This is a genomic window from Thioalkalivibrio sp. ALE19, assembly GCF_000428605.1.
In the GTDB taxonomy this organism is placed as follows: domain Bacteria; phylum Pseudomonadota; class Gammaproteobacteria; order Ectothiorhodospirales; family Ectothiorhodospiraceae; genus Thioalkalivibrio.
This window is the reverse complement of record NZ_AUAG01000010.1, coordinates 57,564-71,814: the sequence shown is the minus strand read 5'-3', so window position 1 is coordinate 71,814 and position 14,251 is coordinate 57,564. Positions and strand designations below refer to the sequence as shown.

11 protein-coding genes and 1 pseudogene are annotated in these 14,251 nt (G+C 69.3%); 6 read left to right on the top strand and 6 right to left on the bottom strand.

Annotated elements, in window-relative coordinates; all coding sequences use genetic code 11:
• Positions 1–23: 23 nt before the first annotated feature.
• The 6 genes and pseudogenes from hemF to F787_RS0105450 form a co-directional block, all read right to left on the bottom strand.
• Positions 24–953, bottom strand: coding sequence for an oxygen-dependent coproporphyrinogen oxidase (gene hemF, locus F787_RS0105475; RefSeq protein ID WP_028491546.1), 930 nt, complete (start codon positions 951–953; stop codon positions 24–26).
• 11 nt (positions 954–964) lie between these two features.
• Positions 965–1,534 (bottom strand): L-threonylcarbamoyladenylate synthase, encoded by a 570-nt coding sequence (locus F787_RS0105470; RefSeq protein WP_019591562.1) that lies wholly within the window; start codon positions 1,532–1,534, stop codon positions 965–967.
• A gap of 31 nt (positions 1,535–1,565) precedes the next feature.
• Positions 1,566–4,241 carry a DNA topoisomerase I gene (locus F787_RS0105465; RefSeq protein ID WP_028491545.1) on the bottom strand — a complete coding sequence of 892 codons (2,676 nt, stop codon included), beginning with the start codon at positions 4,239–4,241 and terminating at the stop codon, positions 1,566–1,568.
• 57 nt (positions 4,242–4,298) lie between these two features.
• Positions 4,299–4,784 carry a DUF494 family protein gene (locus tag F787_RS0105460; protein WP_018869176.1) on the bottom strand — a complete coding sequence of 162 codons (486 nt, stop codon included), beginning with the start codon at positions 4,782–4,784 and terminating at the stop codon, positions 4,299–4,301.
• Positions 4,781–5,929, bottom strand: a complete 1,149-nt coding sequence (gene dprA, locus F787_RS0105455) for a DNA-processing protein DprA (RefSeq protein WP_028491544.1) — start codon at positions 5,927–5,929, stop codon at positions 4,781–4,783. Before dprA ends, F787_RS0105460 begins: the two co-directional genes overlap by 4 nt.
• 27 nt (positions 5,930–5,956) lie before the next feature.
• Positions 5,957–6,928, bottom strand: a pseudogene (locus F787_RS0105450) (LysM peptidoglycan-binding domain-containing protein); the annotation flags it as partial.
• A gap of 333 nt (positions 6,929–7,261) precedes the next feature.
• Between F787_RS0105450 and def the strand changes: the two are divergent.
• Genes def through F787_RS0105420 form a run of 6 tightly spaced genes read left to right on the top strand, consistent with a single transcriptional unit; the run spans position 7,262 to position 14,249 of the window.
• Positions 7,262–7,795, top strand: a complete 534-nt coding sequence (gene def / locus F787_RS0105445; RefSeq protein ID WP_026279430.1) for a peptide deformylase — start codon at positions 7,262–7,264, stop codon at positions 7,793–7,795.
• On the top strand, positions 7,795–8,787 hold the full coding sequence (gene fmt, locus F787_RS0105440) for a methionyl-tRNA formyltransferase (protein ID WP_028491542.1): 993 nt from the start codon (positions 7,795–7,797) through the stop codon (positions 8,785–8,787). The genes def and fmt overlap by 1 nt, the downstream gene beginning before the upstream one ends.
• Positions 8,787–10,112: a 16S rRNA (cytosine(967)-C(5))-methyltransferase RsmB gene (gene rsmB / locus F787_RS0105435; RefSeq protein ID WP_028491541.1), complete on the top strand. Its 1,326-nt coding sequence runs from the start codon at positions 8,787–8,789 to the stop codon at positions 10,110–10,112. The genes fmt and rsmB overlap by 1 nt, the downstream gene beginning before the upstream one ends.
• Complete coding sequence (locus tag F787_RS0105430) at positions 10,112–10,657, top strand: DUF4390 domain-containing protein (RefSeq protein WP_028491540.1); 546 nt, start codon at positions 10,112–10,114, stop codon at positions 10,655–10,657. Before rsmB ends, F787_RS0105430 begins: the two co-directional genes overlap by 1 nt.
• Positions 10,642–12,870, top strand: coding sequence for an ATP-binding protein (locus F787_RS0105425; protein WP_028491539.1), 2,229 nt, complete (start codon positions 10,642–10,644; stop codon positions 12,868–12,870). Before F787_RS0105430 ends, F787_RS0105425 begins: the two co-directional genes overlap by 16 nt.
• Positions 12,867–14,249 carry a sigma-54 dependent transcriptional regulator gene (locus tag F787_RS0105420; protein ID WP_028491538.1) on the top strand — a complete coding sequence of 461 codons (1,383 nt, stop codon included), beginning with the start codon at positions 12,867–12,869 and terminating at the stop codon, positions 14,247–14,249. Before F787_RS0105425 ends, F787_RS0105420 begins: the two co-directional genes overlap by 4 nt.
• Positions 14,250–14,251 lie beyond the last annotated feature (2 nt).

The window sequence follows — 14,251 nt, the reverse complement described above, 5'->3', positions numbered from 1 at the left end:
TGCGCGTCCTCGATCGGGGTTGCTCACTCGGCCTCGGCCAGCCAGTCGCGGGGCACCAGGTAGCGCTCGTAGAGTTCGGCCTCCGGGGTGCCGGCTTCCGGCCGGTAGTTGTATTCCCAGCGCACCAGCGGGGGCAGCGACATCAGGATGGACTCGGTGCGCCCGCCGGACTGCAGGCCGAACAGGGTACCCCGGTCGTAGACCAGATTGAACTCCACGTAGCGCCCGCGGCGGTAGAGCTGGAACTGGCGTTCGCGTTCGCCCCAGTCAATGTCGCGGCGGCGGCGCACGATGGGGGCATAGGCCTCGAGGTAGGCGTCGCCCACGCTCTTCATGTAGCCGAAGGCGTGCTCGAAGCCGCCCTCGTTGAAGTCGTCGAAGAACAGCCCGCCGATTCCGCGCGGTTCATTGCGGTGCTTGAGGAAGAAGTAGTCGTCGCACCACTTCTTGTGCTCGGGGTAGAGGTGCTCGCCGAACGGCCGGCAGGCGGCCTCGGCGGTGCGGTGCCAGTGGATGCAGTCCTCGTCGAAGCCGTAGTAGGGCGTCAGGTCGAAGCCGCCGCCGAACCACCACACCGGATCCTCGCCCGGTTTCTCCGCGACGAAGATCCGCACGTTGGCGTGCGAGGTGGGCACATAGGGGTTGTGCGGGTGGATCACCAGCGAGACCCCGGCGGCCTGGAACGAGCGCCCGGCGAGTTCCGGACGGTGGGCGGTGGCCGAGGCCGGCAGGGTGTCGCCCATCACGTGCGAGAAGTTGACCCCGGCCTGCTCGAAGGCCGCACCGCCGGACAGCACCCGGGTGCGCCCGCCGCCGCCGGCCGGGCGGTCCCAGGCGTCCTCGTGGAAACCGGCCTCGCCGTCGAGTTCCTCGATGCCGGCACAGATGCGGTCCTGCAGCCCCCGCAGGTATTCGGTTACGCGGTCGATGGAGACGTCGTTCTCACGGGCCATGTCGGCTCCTCTCAATGGTCCGGTTCGGGTTCGTGGTCGCCGCCGCCGCGCAGCCAGGCGCCGGTGCGGGCATCGCGGATCGCGGTGGGGCCGGCCAGATCGCCGCATTCGGCCTGCAGGATGGCGTCCACCCCGTCGCCGAAGCGGTGTTCCACGCAGCGCCAGTCGGTACAGGGCGCCTCCCCGGCAGGGTTGGCGCTGGTGGAGACCAGGGCGCTCCCGGCGGCGGCACACAGTTCGCGGGCCGGAGGATACGCGGTCACGCGTACCGCCAGGGTGTCGTGCTCGCCGCGCAGCAGGGCCGGGCACTCGGGGGCGGCCGGCCACAGCCAGGTGACCGGCCCCGGCCAGCTGGCCTCCACCCGGGCGCGCGCATCGGCTCCCAGGGGTGCCAGCCACCCGGCAAGACGCTCCAGGCGGTCGCTGATCAGGATCAGGCCCTTGGTATCGGGGCGGCCTTTCAACGCGAGGATGCGTTCCACCGCGACGGGATCGTCCGGCCGGCAGCCCAGACCGAACACCCCTTCGGTGGGGTAGGCCACCACGCCACCGGCACGCAGGATGCGCGCTACGGCTTCCACGGAGTTCGTGCGGGTCCCGGGGGCCGGGGTGTCAGCCGGAGTCACGGCCGCTGGCGGTCACGGTATCGCTGGTCGCCGGGGTTTCCCCGGATCCGGTGTCGCCCCCGGGTTTGCCCCCCGATTTGCCATCGGACGAGTTGCCACCGGATTTTTTCGTGGCGGCCTTGCCGGAGGACTTGCTGCCCGTCGAGCTCGTGGACCGAGATTTGGTCGCGGTCGTTTTCGACTTGCTCGATTTTGTACTCGCGGACTTCGTGCCCGTGGCCTTTGTGCCCGAACCTTTGGCCGTCGATGCCTTCGAGCCCGCAGATTTCGAACTCGAGGATTTCGTCCCTGTCGCCTTCGATGATGTGGTCGAGGCGGCTTTCTTCGCGCCACCCGACTTGCTGGCCGCGGCCTTGCCGCCCTTGCGCCCGCGCCCCTTGCGTTCGGGGGCATTGGCGATCAGTTCCTGGCACTGCTCCAGGGTCAGGGACCTGGGATCGGTCTCCTTGGGCACCTTGGCGTTCTTGTTGCCGTCGGTGACATAGGGGCCGTAACGACCGTTCAGCACCTGGATGCCTTCGTCGTCGAAGCTCTTGATGAAGCGCTCGGCGTCCTTTTTCTTCTTTTCCGCCACCAGTTCCAGGGCGCGCGGCAGCTCGATGGTCCAGACGTCGTCGTCCGGGCCCAGGGAGACGTACTTGGCACCGTACTTCACGTACGGACCGAAGCGCCCGATGTTCACCATCACCGGTTCGCCCTCGGGGGTCTCGCCCAGCTCGCGCGGCAGCTTGAACAGCTCCAGTGCTTCGTCGAGGGTGATCTTGTCCATCTTCTGCCCGGGCAGCAGCCCGGCGAAGCGCGGCTTCTCCTCGTCGTCCTTGGTGCCGATCTGCACGATCGGCCCGAAACGGCCCAGACGCACGCTGACCGGCCGCCCGCTTTTCGGGTCGGTGCCCAGCTCGCGCGACTGCACCGCCTCGGCGCGGGTGACCTTCTCTTCCTTTTCCTTGACCCGGTCGCGGAAGTCATACCAGAAGTCCTCCAGCACCGGGACCCAGTCCTTTTCCCCGCGCGAGATCGCGTCCAGCTCGTCTTCCAGGTTCGCGGTGAAGTCGTAGTCGACGTAGCGATCGAAATGCTGCGTCAGGAAGCTGTTCACGATCCGGCCGGTATCGGTCGGGATGAAGCGCTTGCCGTCCATCTCCACGTATTCGCGTGACTGCAGGGTCGAGATGATGCTGGCATAGGTCGACGGGCGGCCGATGCCGTATTCCTCGAGGGTCTTCACCAGGCTGGCCTCGGTGTAGCGCGGCGGTGGCTCGGTGAAGTGCTGATCGGCGGTGACCTCGTGCAGCGCGACGGTGTCGCCCTCGGCCATCTCCGGCAGGCGCTTGTCCTCGTCGTCGTCCGCGCTGTCGTCGCGGCCTTCCTGGTAGACCGCGATAAACCCGGCGTGGCGCAGGGTGGAGCCGGTGGCGCGGAAGCGGTGGTCGCTGTCGCCCGGGACCAGATCGGCGGCCACGGTGTCGAAGGTCGCGTGGATCATCTGGCAGGCCACGGTGCGCTTCCAGATCAGGTCGTACAGCCGGGCCTGGTCGCTGGTCAGGCGGTTGCGGACCTCGTCGGGGATGCGCCGCACCGACGTCGGACGGATCGCCTCGTGGGCCTCCTGCGCGTTCTTCGACTTGGTCTTGTACTGGCGCGGGCTGTCCGGGAGGTTGTCGGCCCCGTAGCGCTCTTCGATCAGGCCGCGGGCCTCGCCGATCGCCTCGCCGGCCAGCGCGACCGAGTCGGTTCGCATGTAGGTGATCAGGCCTTCCGCGCCGGAGCCCAGGTCGATGCCCTCGTACAGCTGCTGGGCGGTGCGCATGGTGCGGCTGGCATTGAAGCCCAGCTTGCGCGAGGCCTCCTGCTGCAGGGTCGAGGTGGTGAACGGCGCGGCCGGGTTGCGGCGGCGCTGTTTCTTCTCGACCTTGGCCACGCGCAGTTCACCGTTCGCGGCCTCGTTCAGGCGGCCCTGCGCATCGTGGGCGAGCTCGGCGCTGTTGAGGTCGAACTGGTTGAGTTTGTTGCCGTCCAGGTGGGTCAGCCGCGCGGTGAACGGCTGGCCCTCGCGTTCGGCCTTCGCGTCCAGGGTCCAGTATTCCTGCGGGACGAAGGCCTCGATCTCGTTCTCGCGCTCGCAGATCATGCGCAGCGCCGGGCTCTGCACGCGTCCGGCGGACAGGCCGCGCTTGATCTTGCGCCACAGCAGCGGCGAGAGGTTGAAGCCGACCAGGTAGTCCAGCGCGCGGCGCGCCTGCTGGGCGTCGATCAGCGGCTGGGCGAGTTCACGCGGCTGTTCGATCGCCTCCTGGATGGCCTTCTTGGTGATCTCGTGGAACACCACGCGGTAGACGTTGCGGCTCTCGAGCAGGCCGCGTTCGCGCAGGACCTCGTAGAGGTGCCAGGAGATCGCCTCGCCTTCGCGGTCGGGGTCAGTCGCGAGGATCAGGTCGTCGGACTTCTTCAGGGCCTTCGCGATCGCGTCGATCTGCTTTTCGCTGCGCTCGATCACGTCGTAGCGCATGCGGAACCCGTCCTCCGGGTCCACTGCCCCCTCCTTGGGCACCAGATCGCGCACATGGCCGTAGGAGGCCATGACCTGATACTCGGGGCCGAGGTACTTCTCGATGGTCTTCCCCTTGGCGGGGGACTCAACAATGACGAGGTGCTTGCTCATGGGGACTCGGGACCGTCTCGGTGGCGGCGGGTTCCGTGGGAGGCGGTGACGCCGGGATCAGTGCAGATAATCCATCTCGGTGGGACCGATATGGTCGCGCATGACCTCGTCGAGCCGGGAGTAGGCGACGGCGTCGTCCGGCTGGTTGAAGAGCACCATCAGTACCACCCAGCGCAGCTGGTCGAGGTCGATCTCCTCGGCGTCCAGTTCCATCACGCGGTCCATCACCAGTTCGCGGGTGCCGGCACTGAGCAGACCGTTCTGCTCCAGATTGAGAAGGAAGCCACGGCTTTCCATGTTCAGGCGCTGGCGTTCTTCGGGGGCGAACACGCGGCAGGCCGCGCTGTCACCGCCGCGGCTGGCCAGCGGGGCCTCGCTCATCAGTCGGTCCAGCCAGCCCAGGGCGCGCTCGATCTCCCCGGACGCAAAACCGGCTTCGACCAGCTGCCGCTGCAGCTCGCCGCGATCGGGTTCGGCCTCGGATTCTTCATCGAGGGTGTGCTCGAACAGATACATGAGCACGTCCAGCACGCTTTCGTTCATGATTCGGGGGATCCTGCGTCGAGGCGCTGATAGCGCCCGTGATCGAGGGCGGCCACGCGGCCATTGAGTTCCAGTAAAACGAGAATGGATGAAAGCGTGTCGATGGTCAATTGAGTCCGGCTGCGCAGGGTTTCCATGTCCACCGGGTCGAAACCCATCGCCTGCAGGACCTTTTCGTGCTCCGGATCCACCGGCTCGGCGGGCGCCGGCCCCGGGGGTTGCGGGGCGGGCGGGACGCCCAGCCAGTCGGCCAGGTCGTCGAGGATCTCGCCGGCGGTCTCGACCAGTTGCGCCCCTTCGCGGATCAACCGGTGGCAGCCCCGGCTGACCGGGCTGAACACCGAGCCCGGGACGGCGTAGACCTGCCGGCCCTGTTCTCCGGCGAGCCGCGCGGTAATCAGCGAGCCGCTGTTGTCGCCCGCTTCCACCACCAGGGTCGCGAGGGCGAGCCCGCTGATCACGCGGTTGCGCTGCGGGAAGTGTCCGGCCTGGGCCTGGGTGCCGGTCGGCCACAGCGACACGATCAGGCCGTGATCGGCGATGCGGTGCCCGAGGCGCCGGTGCGCGGCCGGATAGATGCGGTCGGGGCCCGTTGCGACCACGGCAATGGTGCGCCCCTGCGGGGCATCCAGCGCGCCCTGGTGCGCGGCGCCGTCGATCCCGCGCGCCAGACCCGAGGTGATGGTGACTCCGGCGCTCGCCAGCTCGCGAGCGAACTCGCGGGCCAGCTTGAGTCCCTGCGGAGTCGCGTCGCGGCTGCCGATGATGGCTACCTGCGGTGCGGTCAGCAGGGTCGGGTCGCCGTTGAGGAACAGCACCGGCGGGGGGTCGGGCAGTTGCGTCAGCAGCGGCGGATAGTCGGGATCGTCGCGACACAGAATGCGGTGACGCTCGTCCGCGCGCTCCCAGGCCAGGTCGGCCGCCACGCCGGGGTGGTCATCGTCGGGGTTTTCCGGCGGGGCCACGCCGACGTCGGCGTCCCTCCACTGCCGGGCGGGCGCGGCCAGCGCGGCCTGTGGCGAGCTGAAGGCCTCCAGCAGGCGCTGGATGCGCCGTGGCCCCAGTCCGGGGGTATGCAAAAGACGCAGCCACGGCCCGGGGTCGACCCCGGCCGTGGCTGCGTCGTTGCGGGACTCGCGTTCCATCGCGGAATCCGCCCTGGTGGTCATGGCTTACGGATGGCGGACGGTGTACCCCTCGCGCAGCGTGCGCTCGGATTCGGTCACCAGCACGTAGGAGACCTTCTCGAAGGTCTTGAAGACCATCACCTCGCCGACCCGTTCTTCGGGCAGGTCCACGGACTCGTTGGTCCCGGCGATCGGATCGCGGACCGTCCGGCCGGCGGTGTAGGCGGCGAACACGTGGCCGTTCTCGATGCCGTCGCGCTCGCCGCGGTTGATCACCGCGGCCTGGTAGCGGCCGATCTGGCTGATCGCATCGAACAGCTTGATGACCTGGCCGTCGATGTCTTCCGGCGGGCGGCCGATCTCGAACAGCAAGTCCTGTTCTTCCGCGAACGGAACCAGGCGGTCGCCGCGGATGGTCTCGCGTTCGCCACGGCGGATGTTGGCACGCGCCACGTGCCCGGGTTCGACGATCTCGGCTTCACCCACCGGGATGGTGGCGACGCCCAGTTCCTCGCCGGTGTCCGGATCCAGCAGCATCTCGTCGCGCCGGACGATGTGGTAGATCTCGTATTCTTCCGTGTCCTCGGCATTGCGGACATAAACCCGGTCGCCCGGGCCGTAGATCACGCGATCGTCGTCCGCGGCCACGATGTAGGGCGCCTGTTCCAGGGTCTCCTCGTCGAGGACCTGCGGCTGGAACATGAACGACTGCAGCGTGGAGATCGGCGGGGTGTCGTCGTCGAGCTCCTCCACGCGGACCTCCGGCGAGAGGCGCTTGGTCGGCCGCACGCGCGGGCCGCCGTCGACCGTGATGCGCGGTTCGCCGTCCACGTAGTGGATGCTCAGGACATCGCCCGGATAGATCAGGTGCGGGTTCTCGATCTCCGGATTCACCGCCCAGATCTCCGGCCAGTACCAGGGTTCGTCGAGGTACATTGCGGAGATGTCCCAGAGGGTGTCGCCCTTCTTGACGACGTAGCGCTCCGGCGCCGAGTCCCGGATCTCCGGGGTTTCCTCGGTGGCGGAGTCGCTGGTCTCCTGGCGTTCCCCGTTGTCCGGGGTGGCGGTTTCGGCAGTCCGGTTCTCGGGATCTTCCGTGCCGCTGCCGGTGTCGGTGTCTCCGGTGGCCGCGCAGCCCCCCAGAAACAGCGTTACACTGAACAGTACGCCCGGCAGCACGAAAGAGGTCGTGGTCGCTCTGGTTTTCAACATCATGATTTCCCCTGTCAGGTCCGCACTCCCCGGGGCCATCCTGTGGCCCGGTCCGAATTCGGTGACGCTTCGGCGGATGATGCGGTCCAACGTTAGCAGAATTGACGGGACTGTACAGCACAAAGATTGAGGTTTTTCATGGCGAAGCGAGAAATTCTCCACTTTCCCGATCCCCGGTTGCGGCAGAAGGCCGAACCGGTCGCCGAGGTGGACGACTCCATCCGCACACTGGTGGACGACATGTTCGAGACCATGTACGCGGCACCGGGCATCGGCCTGGCGGCGGTGCAGGTGAACGTCCACAAGCGTGTCCTGGTGGCCGACGTCTCCGAGGACCAGAGCCAGCCCTGGGCCCTGATCAATCCGGAGATCCTCGAGACCCGGGGCGAGGAAGAGATGGACGAGGGCTGCCTGTCGGTGCCCGGTTACTACGAGAAGGTGCGGCGCGCGGACTGGATCCGCTTCCGCGCGCTGGGTCGCGACGGCCAGCCGTTCGAGGCCGAGGCCGACGGGCTGCTGGCGGTGTGCATCCAGCACGAGATCGATCATCTCGACGGCAAGCTGTTCGTGGACTACCTGTCCAGTCTCAAGCGCGGTCGCATTCGCAAGAAACTGGAGAAGCAGGGCGCGCGCGCCGGCGGTTCCGGCAAGGCCGCGGCGCCCGCGGTCTGATGGCGGCTGCCGACAGGGACGCCCCGGCGCCGCGCATCGTGTACGCGGGAACCCCCGACTTCGCGGTTCCCGCGCTGGAGGCCCTGATCGCGGCGGGTCACCCGCCGGTCGCGGTCTATACCCAGCCGGACCGCCCGGCGGGCCGGGGCCGCAAGCAGCGTCCGGGGCCGGTGAAGCAGGCCGCGACGGCCGCCGGGATCCCGGTGGAGCAGCCGGAATCGCTGCGGGATCCGCAGGCGCGGGCGCGGCTGGCCGAATGGCAGCCGGACCTGCTGGTGGTCGCGGCCTACGGGCTGATCCTGCCGCGCGCGGTGCTGGAGATCCCGCCTCTGGGCGGGGTGAACATCCACGCCTCGCTGCTGCCGCGCTGGCGCGGGGCGGCACCCATCCATCGCGCGATCCTCGCCGGCGATGACGAGACCGGCGTGTGCCTGATGCAGATGGCCCCGGGGCTGGATACCGGCCCGGTCCACGCCTGCCGGCGGCTGCCGCTGGGCCCGCGTGCGACCACCGGCGAGGTCCACGACGCCCTCGCGCGGATGGGGGCGGAACTGCTGGTGGAGCGCCTGCCGGCGATCACGCGTGGCGAGTCGGTGCCCGAGCCGCAGGACGATGCCCGGGCGACCTATGCCGCTAAGCTCGAGAAGGACGAGGCGCGACTGGACTGGGCTCAGCCGACCGGCGAGCTGGACCGCCGCGTGCGCGCCTTCGACCCGTGGCCGGTCGCCTGGACCCGGCTGCCGGACGGCGAGGCGGTCCTGCGCATCCATGCCGCCCGGCCCGTTGAGACGGAGCAAGCGGCGACCGTGACGCCCGCCGATGCCGCGCCGGGCACTATCGTCGCCGCGGGCGGCGAGGGCGTGGACGTCGTTACCGGCGACGGTCTGCTGCGGCTGGAGCGCGTGCAGTTGCCCGGCCGGCGGCCGGTGAGAGCCGCCGACTGGGCCAATACCGGTGATCTGACCGGTCAGCGACTCGGAGGTGACGCCTGATGGCCCGCCAGCTTTCTCCCCGCCAGTGCGCCGTGGAGGCCACCGAGCAGGTGGTGCTGCACGGGGCTTCGCTCAACAGCGTGCTCGAACCCGCGGTGGCGGATCTCCCGGCGCGCGAGGCCGCCTGGACCCGTGCACTGGTTTACACCACCCTGCGCTGGTATCCGCAGCTGGAGGTGCTGGTGCGCGAAAGCCTGGACCGGCCGCTGCGGCGCAAGGACGGCGTGATCGGCGTGCTGCTGGCCCAGGGCCTGGCGGAGATCCTGCATTTCTCCACCCGCGATCACGCGGCGGTGCGCGAGACCGCCGAGACCGCGCGTCGCATCCATCGGCCCGGGGCCGTGGGGCTGATCAACGCGATCCTGCGTCGGGCATTGCGCGAGACCGATGCGCTGGAGGCCCGCATCGCCGAGGACCCGGTGTTGCGGCATGCCTGCCCGGCGTGGCTGATCGAGGCGATCGAGGCCGCGTGGCCCGAGCGCGCGGAGGCCGTGCTGGGCGAGCTGCTGCGCGAGGCCCCGCTGACCCTGCGGGTCAATACCCGTCGCTGGAGCCCGGCCGATGCGCTGGCGGCGCTGCGCGAGGCGGGCTTCGAGGCGCGGCTGCACGACGCCCCCGAGGGCGCGCTGACGCTCGAGGCGGCCACCGACGTGACCGCGTTGCCGGGGTTCGGTGACGGCCGGCTGTCGGTTCAGGATGTCTCCGCGCAGTGGGCCGCGCATCTGCTGGCGCCGCGCCCGGGCGAGCGGGTGCTGGATGCCTGTGCCGCCCCCGGCGGCAAGACCGGGCATCTGCTGGAACGCGCCGACGGCGAGCTGGACCTGGTGGCCCTGGACAGCGACGCCACGCGCCTGGAACAGGTGCGCGAGAACCTGGACCGGCTGCAGCAGGAGGCCACGCTGACCGCGGCCGATCTGGGCGACACCGACGCCTGGTGGGACGGGCGGCCGTTCGACGCGATCCTGCTGGATGTGCCCTGTTCCGCCACCGGCGTGATTCGCCGGCATCCGGACATCAAGACCCTGCGCCGCGCGGACGACATCCCGCGTCTGGCCGCCGAACAGGCCCGTCTGCTGCGCGCGGCCTGGGACCTGCTGCGTCCGGGCGGACGCCTGCTGTATGCGACCTGTTCCCTCCTGGACGCGGAAAATCAGGCGGTGGTGACGCCGTTCGTGGACGCGACCGACGATGCGCGCGTCATGAAAGCGGGGCCGGAAGGCCCGATTCCCGGGGCGTCGCCCCGTTCCTCCGGGGTGTCCATTCCGCCGGGGCTGGCCGGAGGCGACGGCTTCTACTATGCCCTGCTGGAGAAGGTCGGCGACTGATGCCGCGGATCCCGTGGCTGCTGGTGCTGCTGCTGGTGCCGGGGGTGGCCCCGGCACTCGAGATCCGCGACGCCAGTCACCTGTGGCTGGATGACACCACGCTGCTGGCGCGCCTGGACCTGGACATGGCCCTGCCCGAGGTGCTGGTGGACGCGCTGGAGAACGGCGTGACCCTGGGGTTTCGGCTGGAGGCGCAGGCGGAGCCCGACCGCATGCTGCCGGGGAGACCGCTGGTACGCGCGGAGAACCGCGTGCAGCTGCGCTACTACCCCCTCAACCGGCATTATCTGGTGACCTCGCGGGATGGCGAGCGCATGGAGCTGCGCCCCACGCTGGGGGATGCCCTGGAGCAGAGTGCCCGCCGCCTGGGGCGGATCCGGCTGGAGGACGTCCCCGAGGCGCTGCGCGAGGCCCCGGGTGACCACCGCCTGAACGCCCGGCTGTCGCTGGACTACACCGCGCTGCCGCTGCCGTTGCAGCTGGACGCCGGCCTGCGCGGCGAACTCACGGCCCGACAGGAGTGGTACGGATGGTCGCTCGACTGAAGGGTTTGCCCTGGGGGCTGCTGGGGATGATCCTGCTGTTCGTCCTCCTGCTGGCCTCGCTGCTGGTGATGGGGGACGCGGCCCAGCACCAGGCGCGTTTCGAACAGCTGTTCATCTGGCTGCTGGTGTTCCACGCCGCGGTGCTGATCGTGCTGGCCGGCCTGATCATCTATCAGGTGGTGCGCATGTTCTGGCAGTACCGCCACGGGGTTCCGGGCAGCCGCCTGACCCTGCGCCTGGTCGGCGGGTTCATGCTGGTCGCGGTGCTGCCGGTCTCGGTGGTGTACTACTTCTCTTACGAGTTTCTCAGCGAAGGCGTGGATTCGTGGTTCGACGTGCGCGTGGATTCGGCGCTGGAAGACGCGCTGGAACTGTCGCGCTCCTCGCTGGATCTGCGCGTGCGCCAGCTGGCCGAAGAGACCCAGGAGATCATGGAAGACCTGGAAGGCGTCTCCGAGGGCCTGATGGGGCTGACCCTCAACGATTACCGGCGCAGTCTGGGGGCGCAGGAGCTGACCCTGGTGGGCGCCAACAACCGCATCATCGCGTCGAGCACCGACAGCCCCATCCGCCAGCTGCCGTCACCGCCCAGCTCCGACATCCTGATGCGCGTGCGGCCAGGGCAGCCCTACTCGCGTCTGGAGCCACGCCCCGATGATCAGCTGGTGATCCGCGTGGTGGCGACCACGGCCTCGCGCCGGCCCGGCACCGACAACCGCATCCTGCAGGCCGTGTACCCCGTGGATCCGCGCATGAGCGCCCTGTCCCTGCGGGTGCAGGACGCGTTTGCCGATTACCGCGAGTTCGCCTATCTGCGCGGGCCGATCACCCAGGGCTTCATCTTCACCATGTCGCTGGCGCTGGCGATCTCGCTGATGGCCGCGCTGTGGGCCGGGCTGGTGGTCGCACGGCGGCTGGTGCAGCCGGTGTCCGATCTGGTGCAGGGCACGCGCATGGTCGCCGCCGGCGACTACAATACCCGGCTGGAGGTGCGGCGGGCGGACGAACTGGGCTTCCTGGTGCAGTCGTTCAACGCGATGACCCGCACCCTCAGCGAGGCGCGCAACGAGGCCGAGCGCAACCGCCGGCTGCTGGATGCCGAGCGGGCCTATCTCGAGAGCGTGCTCAAGCACCTGCGTTCGGGCGTGCTGGCGCTGGACGGCAGCCTGCGCCTGCGCACCGCCAACGACGCCGCCGGCCAGATCCTCGAATGCGACCTGCCGGGCGCGCGCACCCGGGACATCGCCGAGGTCGGCCGCGAGTGCCCGCTGGTGCACCAGTTCTTCGAGGCCATCCGCGATCCGCTGGCCGGGCACGAGGCGGAATGGTCGCGCCAGGTGGTGGTGTTCACCCGCAGCGGGCGCAAGGTGCTGATGACGCGTGCGGTCTGGCTGCCGACCCCGGGATCCGGGCGCGGGCTGCACGCGATCGTGTTCGATGACATGACGGAATTCCTGAAGGCCCAGCGCGATGCGGCCTGGGGCGAGGTGGCGCGGCGCCTGGCCCACGAGATCAAGAACCCGCTGACGCCCATCCAGCTGTCGGCCGAACGGCTCTCGCGGCGGCTGGGCCGGGTGCTGGACGGGGCCGATCACGAGGTGCTGGAACGTGCGACCGGCACCATCATCCAGCAGGTGGAGGCGATGAAGACCCTGGTCAACGCCTTCCGCGACTACGCCCAGGCGCCCAAACTGGAACTCGGCCACACCGACGTGAACCAGCTGGTGCGCGACGTCTCCGAGCTGTACCTGGCCGCGGACGGCAGCTCGCGGGTTCGCCTGGACCTGGGCGAGGGGGTGCCGACGATCCGGGCCGACGGCGGTCGTCTGCGCCAGCTGCTGCACAACCTGATCCGCAATGCGATGGAGGCCGCGGAGGAAGAGGAACGCGGCGACGATCTCCGGGTGGAGGTGTCCACGGCCTACGTGGAAAGCGCCTCCGGTTCCTGGATCGAACTGCGCGTGCGCGACAACGGACCGGGTATTCGTCCGGAGCTGCTGGAGCGCATCTTTGAGCCGTACACCACCGACAAGCCGCGCGGGACCGGGCTCGGTCTGGCCGTGGCGCAGAAGGTCGTGGAAGAGCACGGCGGCATCATCGAGTGCCATAATGATGATTCCGGGGCGGGCGGCGCGGTCTTCGTGATCCGCATCCCGGTGGACGAGGGCGGCCCGTCCGGGGCGTCCGCTGCCGAGGAGGAACAGCCGCAATGAGCGACGCCTACATTCTCGTGGTCGACGACGAGCCCGACATCCGCATGCTGCTGCGCGACGTGCTGGAGGACGAGGGCTACCAGGTGGCGCTCGCGGGCTCGGTGGCCGAGGCCAAGGCACAGCGGCGCAGTCGGCGGCCGGACGCCATCCTGCTGGACGTATGGATGCCCGACGGCGACGGGGTTTCCCTGCTCAAGGAATGGCAGGAGGACGAGGGGGCGATGTGCCCGGTGGTGATGATCTCCGGCCACGGCAATGTCGAAAGCGCGGTGGATGCGACGCGCCTGGGCGCCTACGACTTCATCGAAAAGCCGCTGACCATCGACAAGCTGCTGATCACCCTGAACAACGCGCTGGAGGCCGCGCGCCTGCAGCGGGAAAACACCGGCCTGCGGCGCCAGGTGGCCCCGGTGGCGGACCCGGTGGGCAGCAGCGCGGTGATGGTGAACCTGCGCGACCAGGTGCAGCGCATGGCCCAGCACGATACCTGGGTGCTGATCACCGGCGAGCCCGGGGCCGGCAAGCAGACCTTCGCGCGCATGCTGCACGCCCGCAGCGCGCGGCGCGAAAGCCCGTTCATCGTGGTCTCGGTGGGATCGATGTCGGGCGACGAGGCGGTGGCCGAGCTGTTCGGCAGCGAGCAGGGCGAGCGGGTGCGCTATGGCCTGCTGGAGCAGGCCTCCGGCGGGGTGCTGTACCTCGACGAGGTTGCGGAGATGGACCTGCAGACTCAGGCGCGCCTGCTGCATGCGCTGGACACCGGTCGCATCACGCGCATCGGCGGGGACCAGCCGATCAGCGTGAACGTGCGCGTGGTGGCGGCCACCCAGCACGATCTGGGCGAGGCCGTGGAGCAGGGGCTGTTCCGCGAGGATCTCTATTACCGCCTCAACGTCCTGCCGCTGAACGTGCCGCCGCTGCGCGAGCACGCCGAGGACATCCCCGAACTGCTGGACTACCATATGCGCCAGCTGCATCAGCAGGAGGGCCTGCCGCAGCGCACGTTCCAGCGCCCGGCCCTGGAGTGCCTGCAGCAGTACCCGTGGCCGGGGAACGTGCGCGAACTGCGCAACCTGGTCCAGCGCCTGATGATCCTGGGCTCCGGCGACGAGATCACCCGCGACGAGGTGGACCGCACCCTGTCGGGGCAGCCGCGGCGGGTGGAAGAAGAGAGCGCCGAGGGGGTGGTGACCATCCCCGACCTGCCCCTGCGCGAGGCGCGCGAACAGTTCGAACGGGAATACCTGATGCAGCAGCTGGAACGCTCCGAGGGCAACATGACGCGTCTGGCCGAACGGGTCGGACTGGAGCGTACGCATCTCTACCGCAAGTTCAAGGCGCTGGGCATCGATCCGCGCCGCGTGAAATCCGACGGCTGACG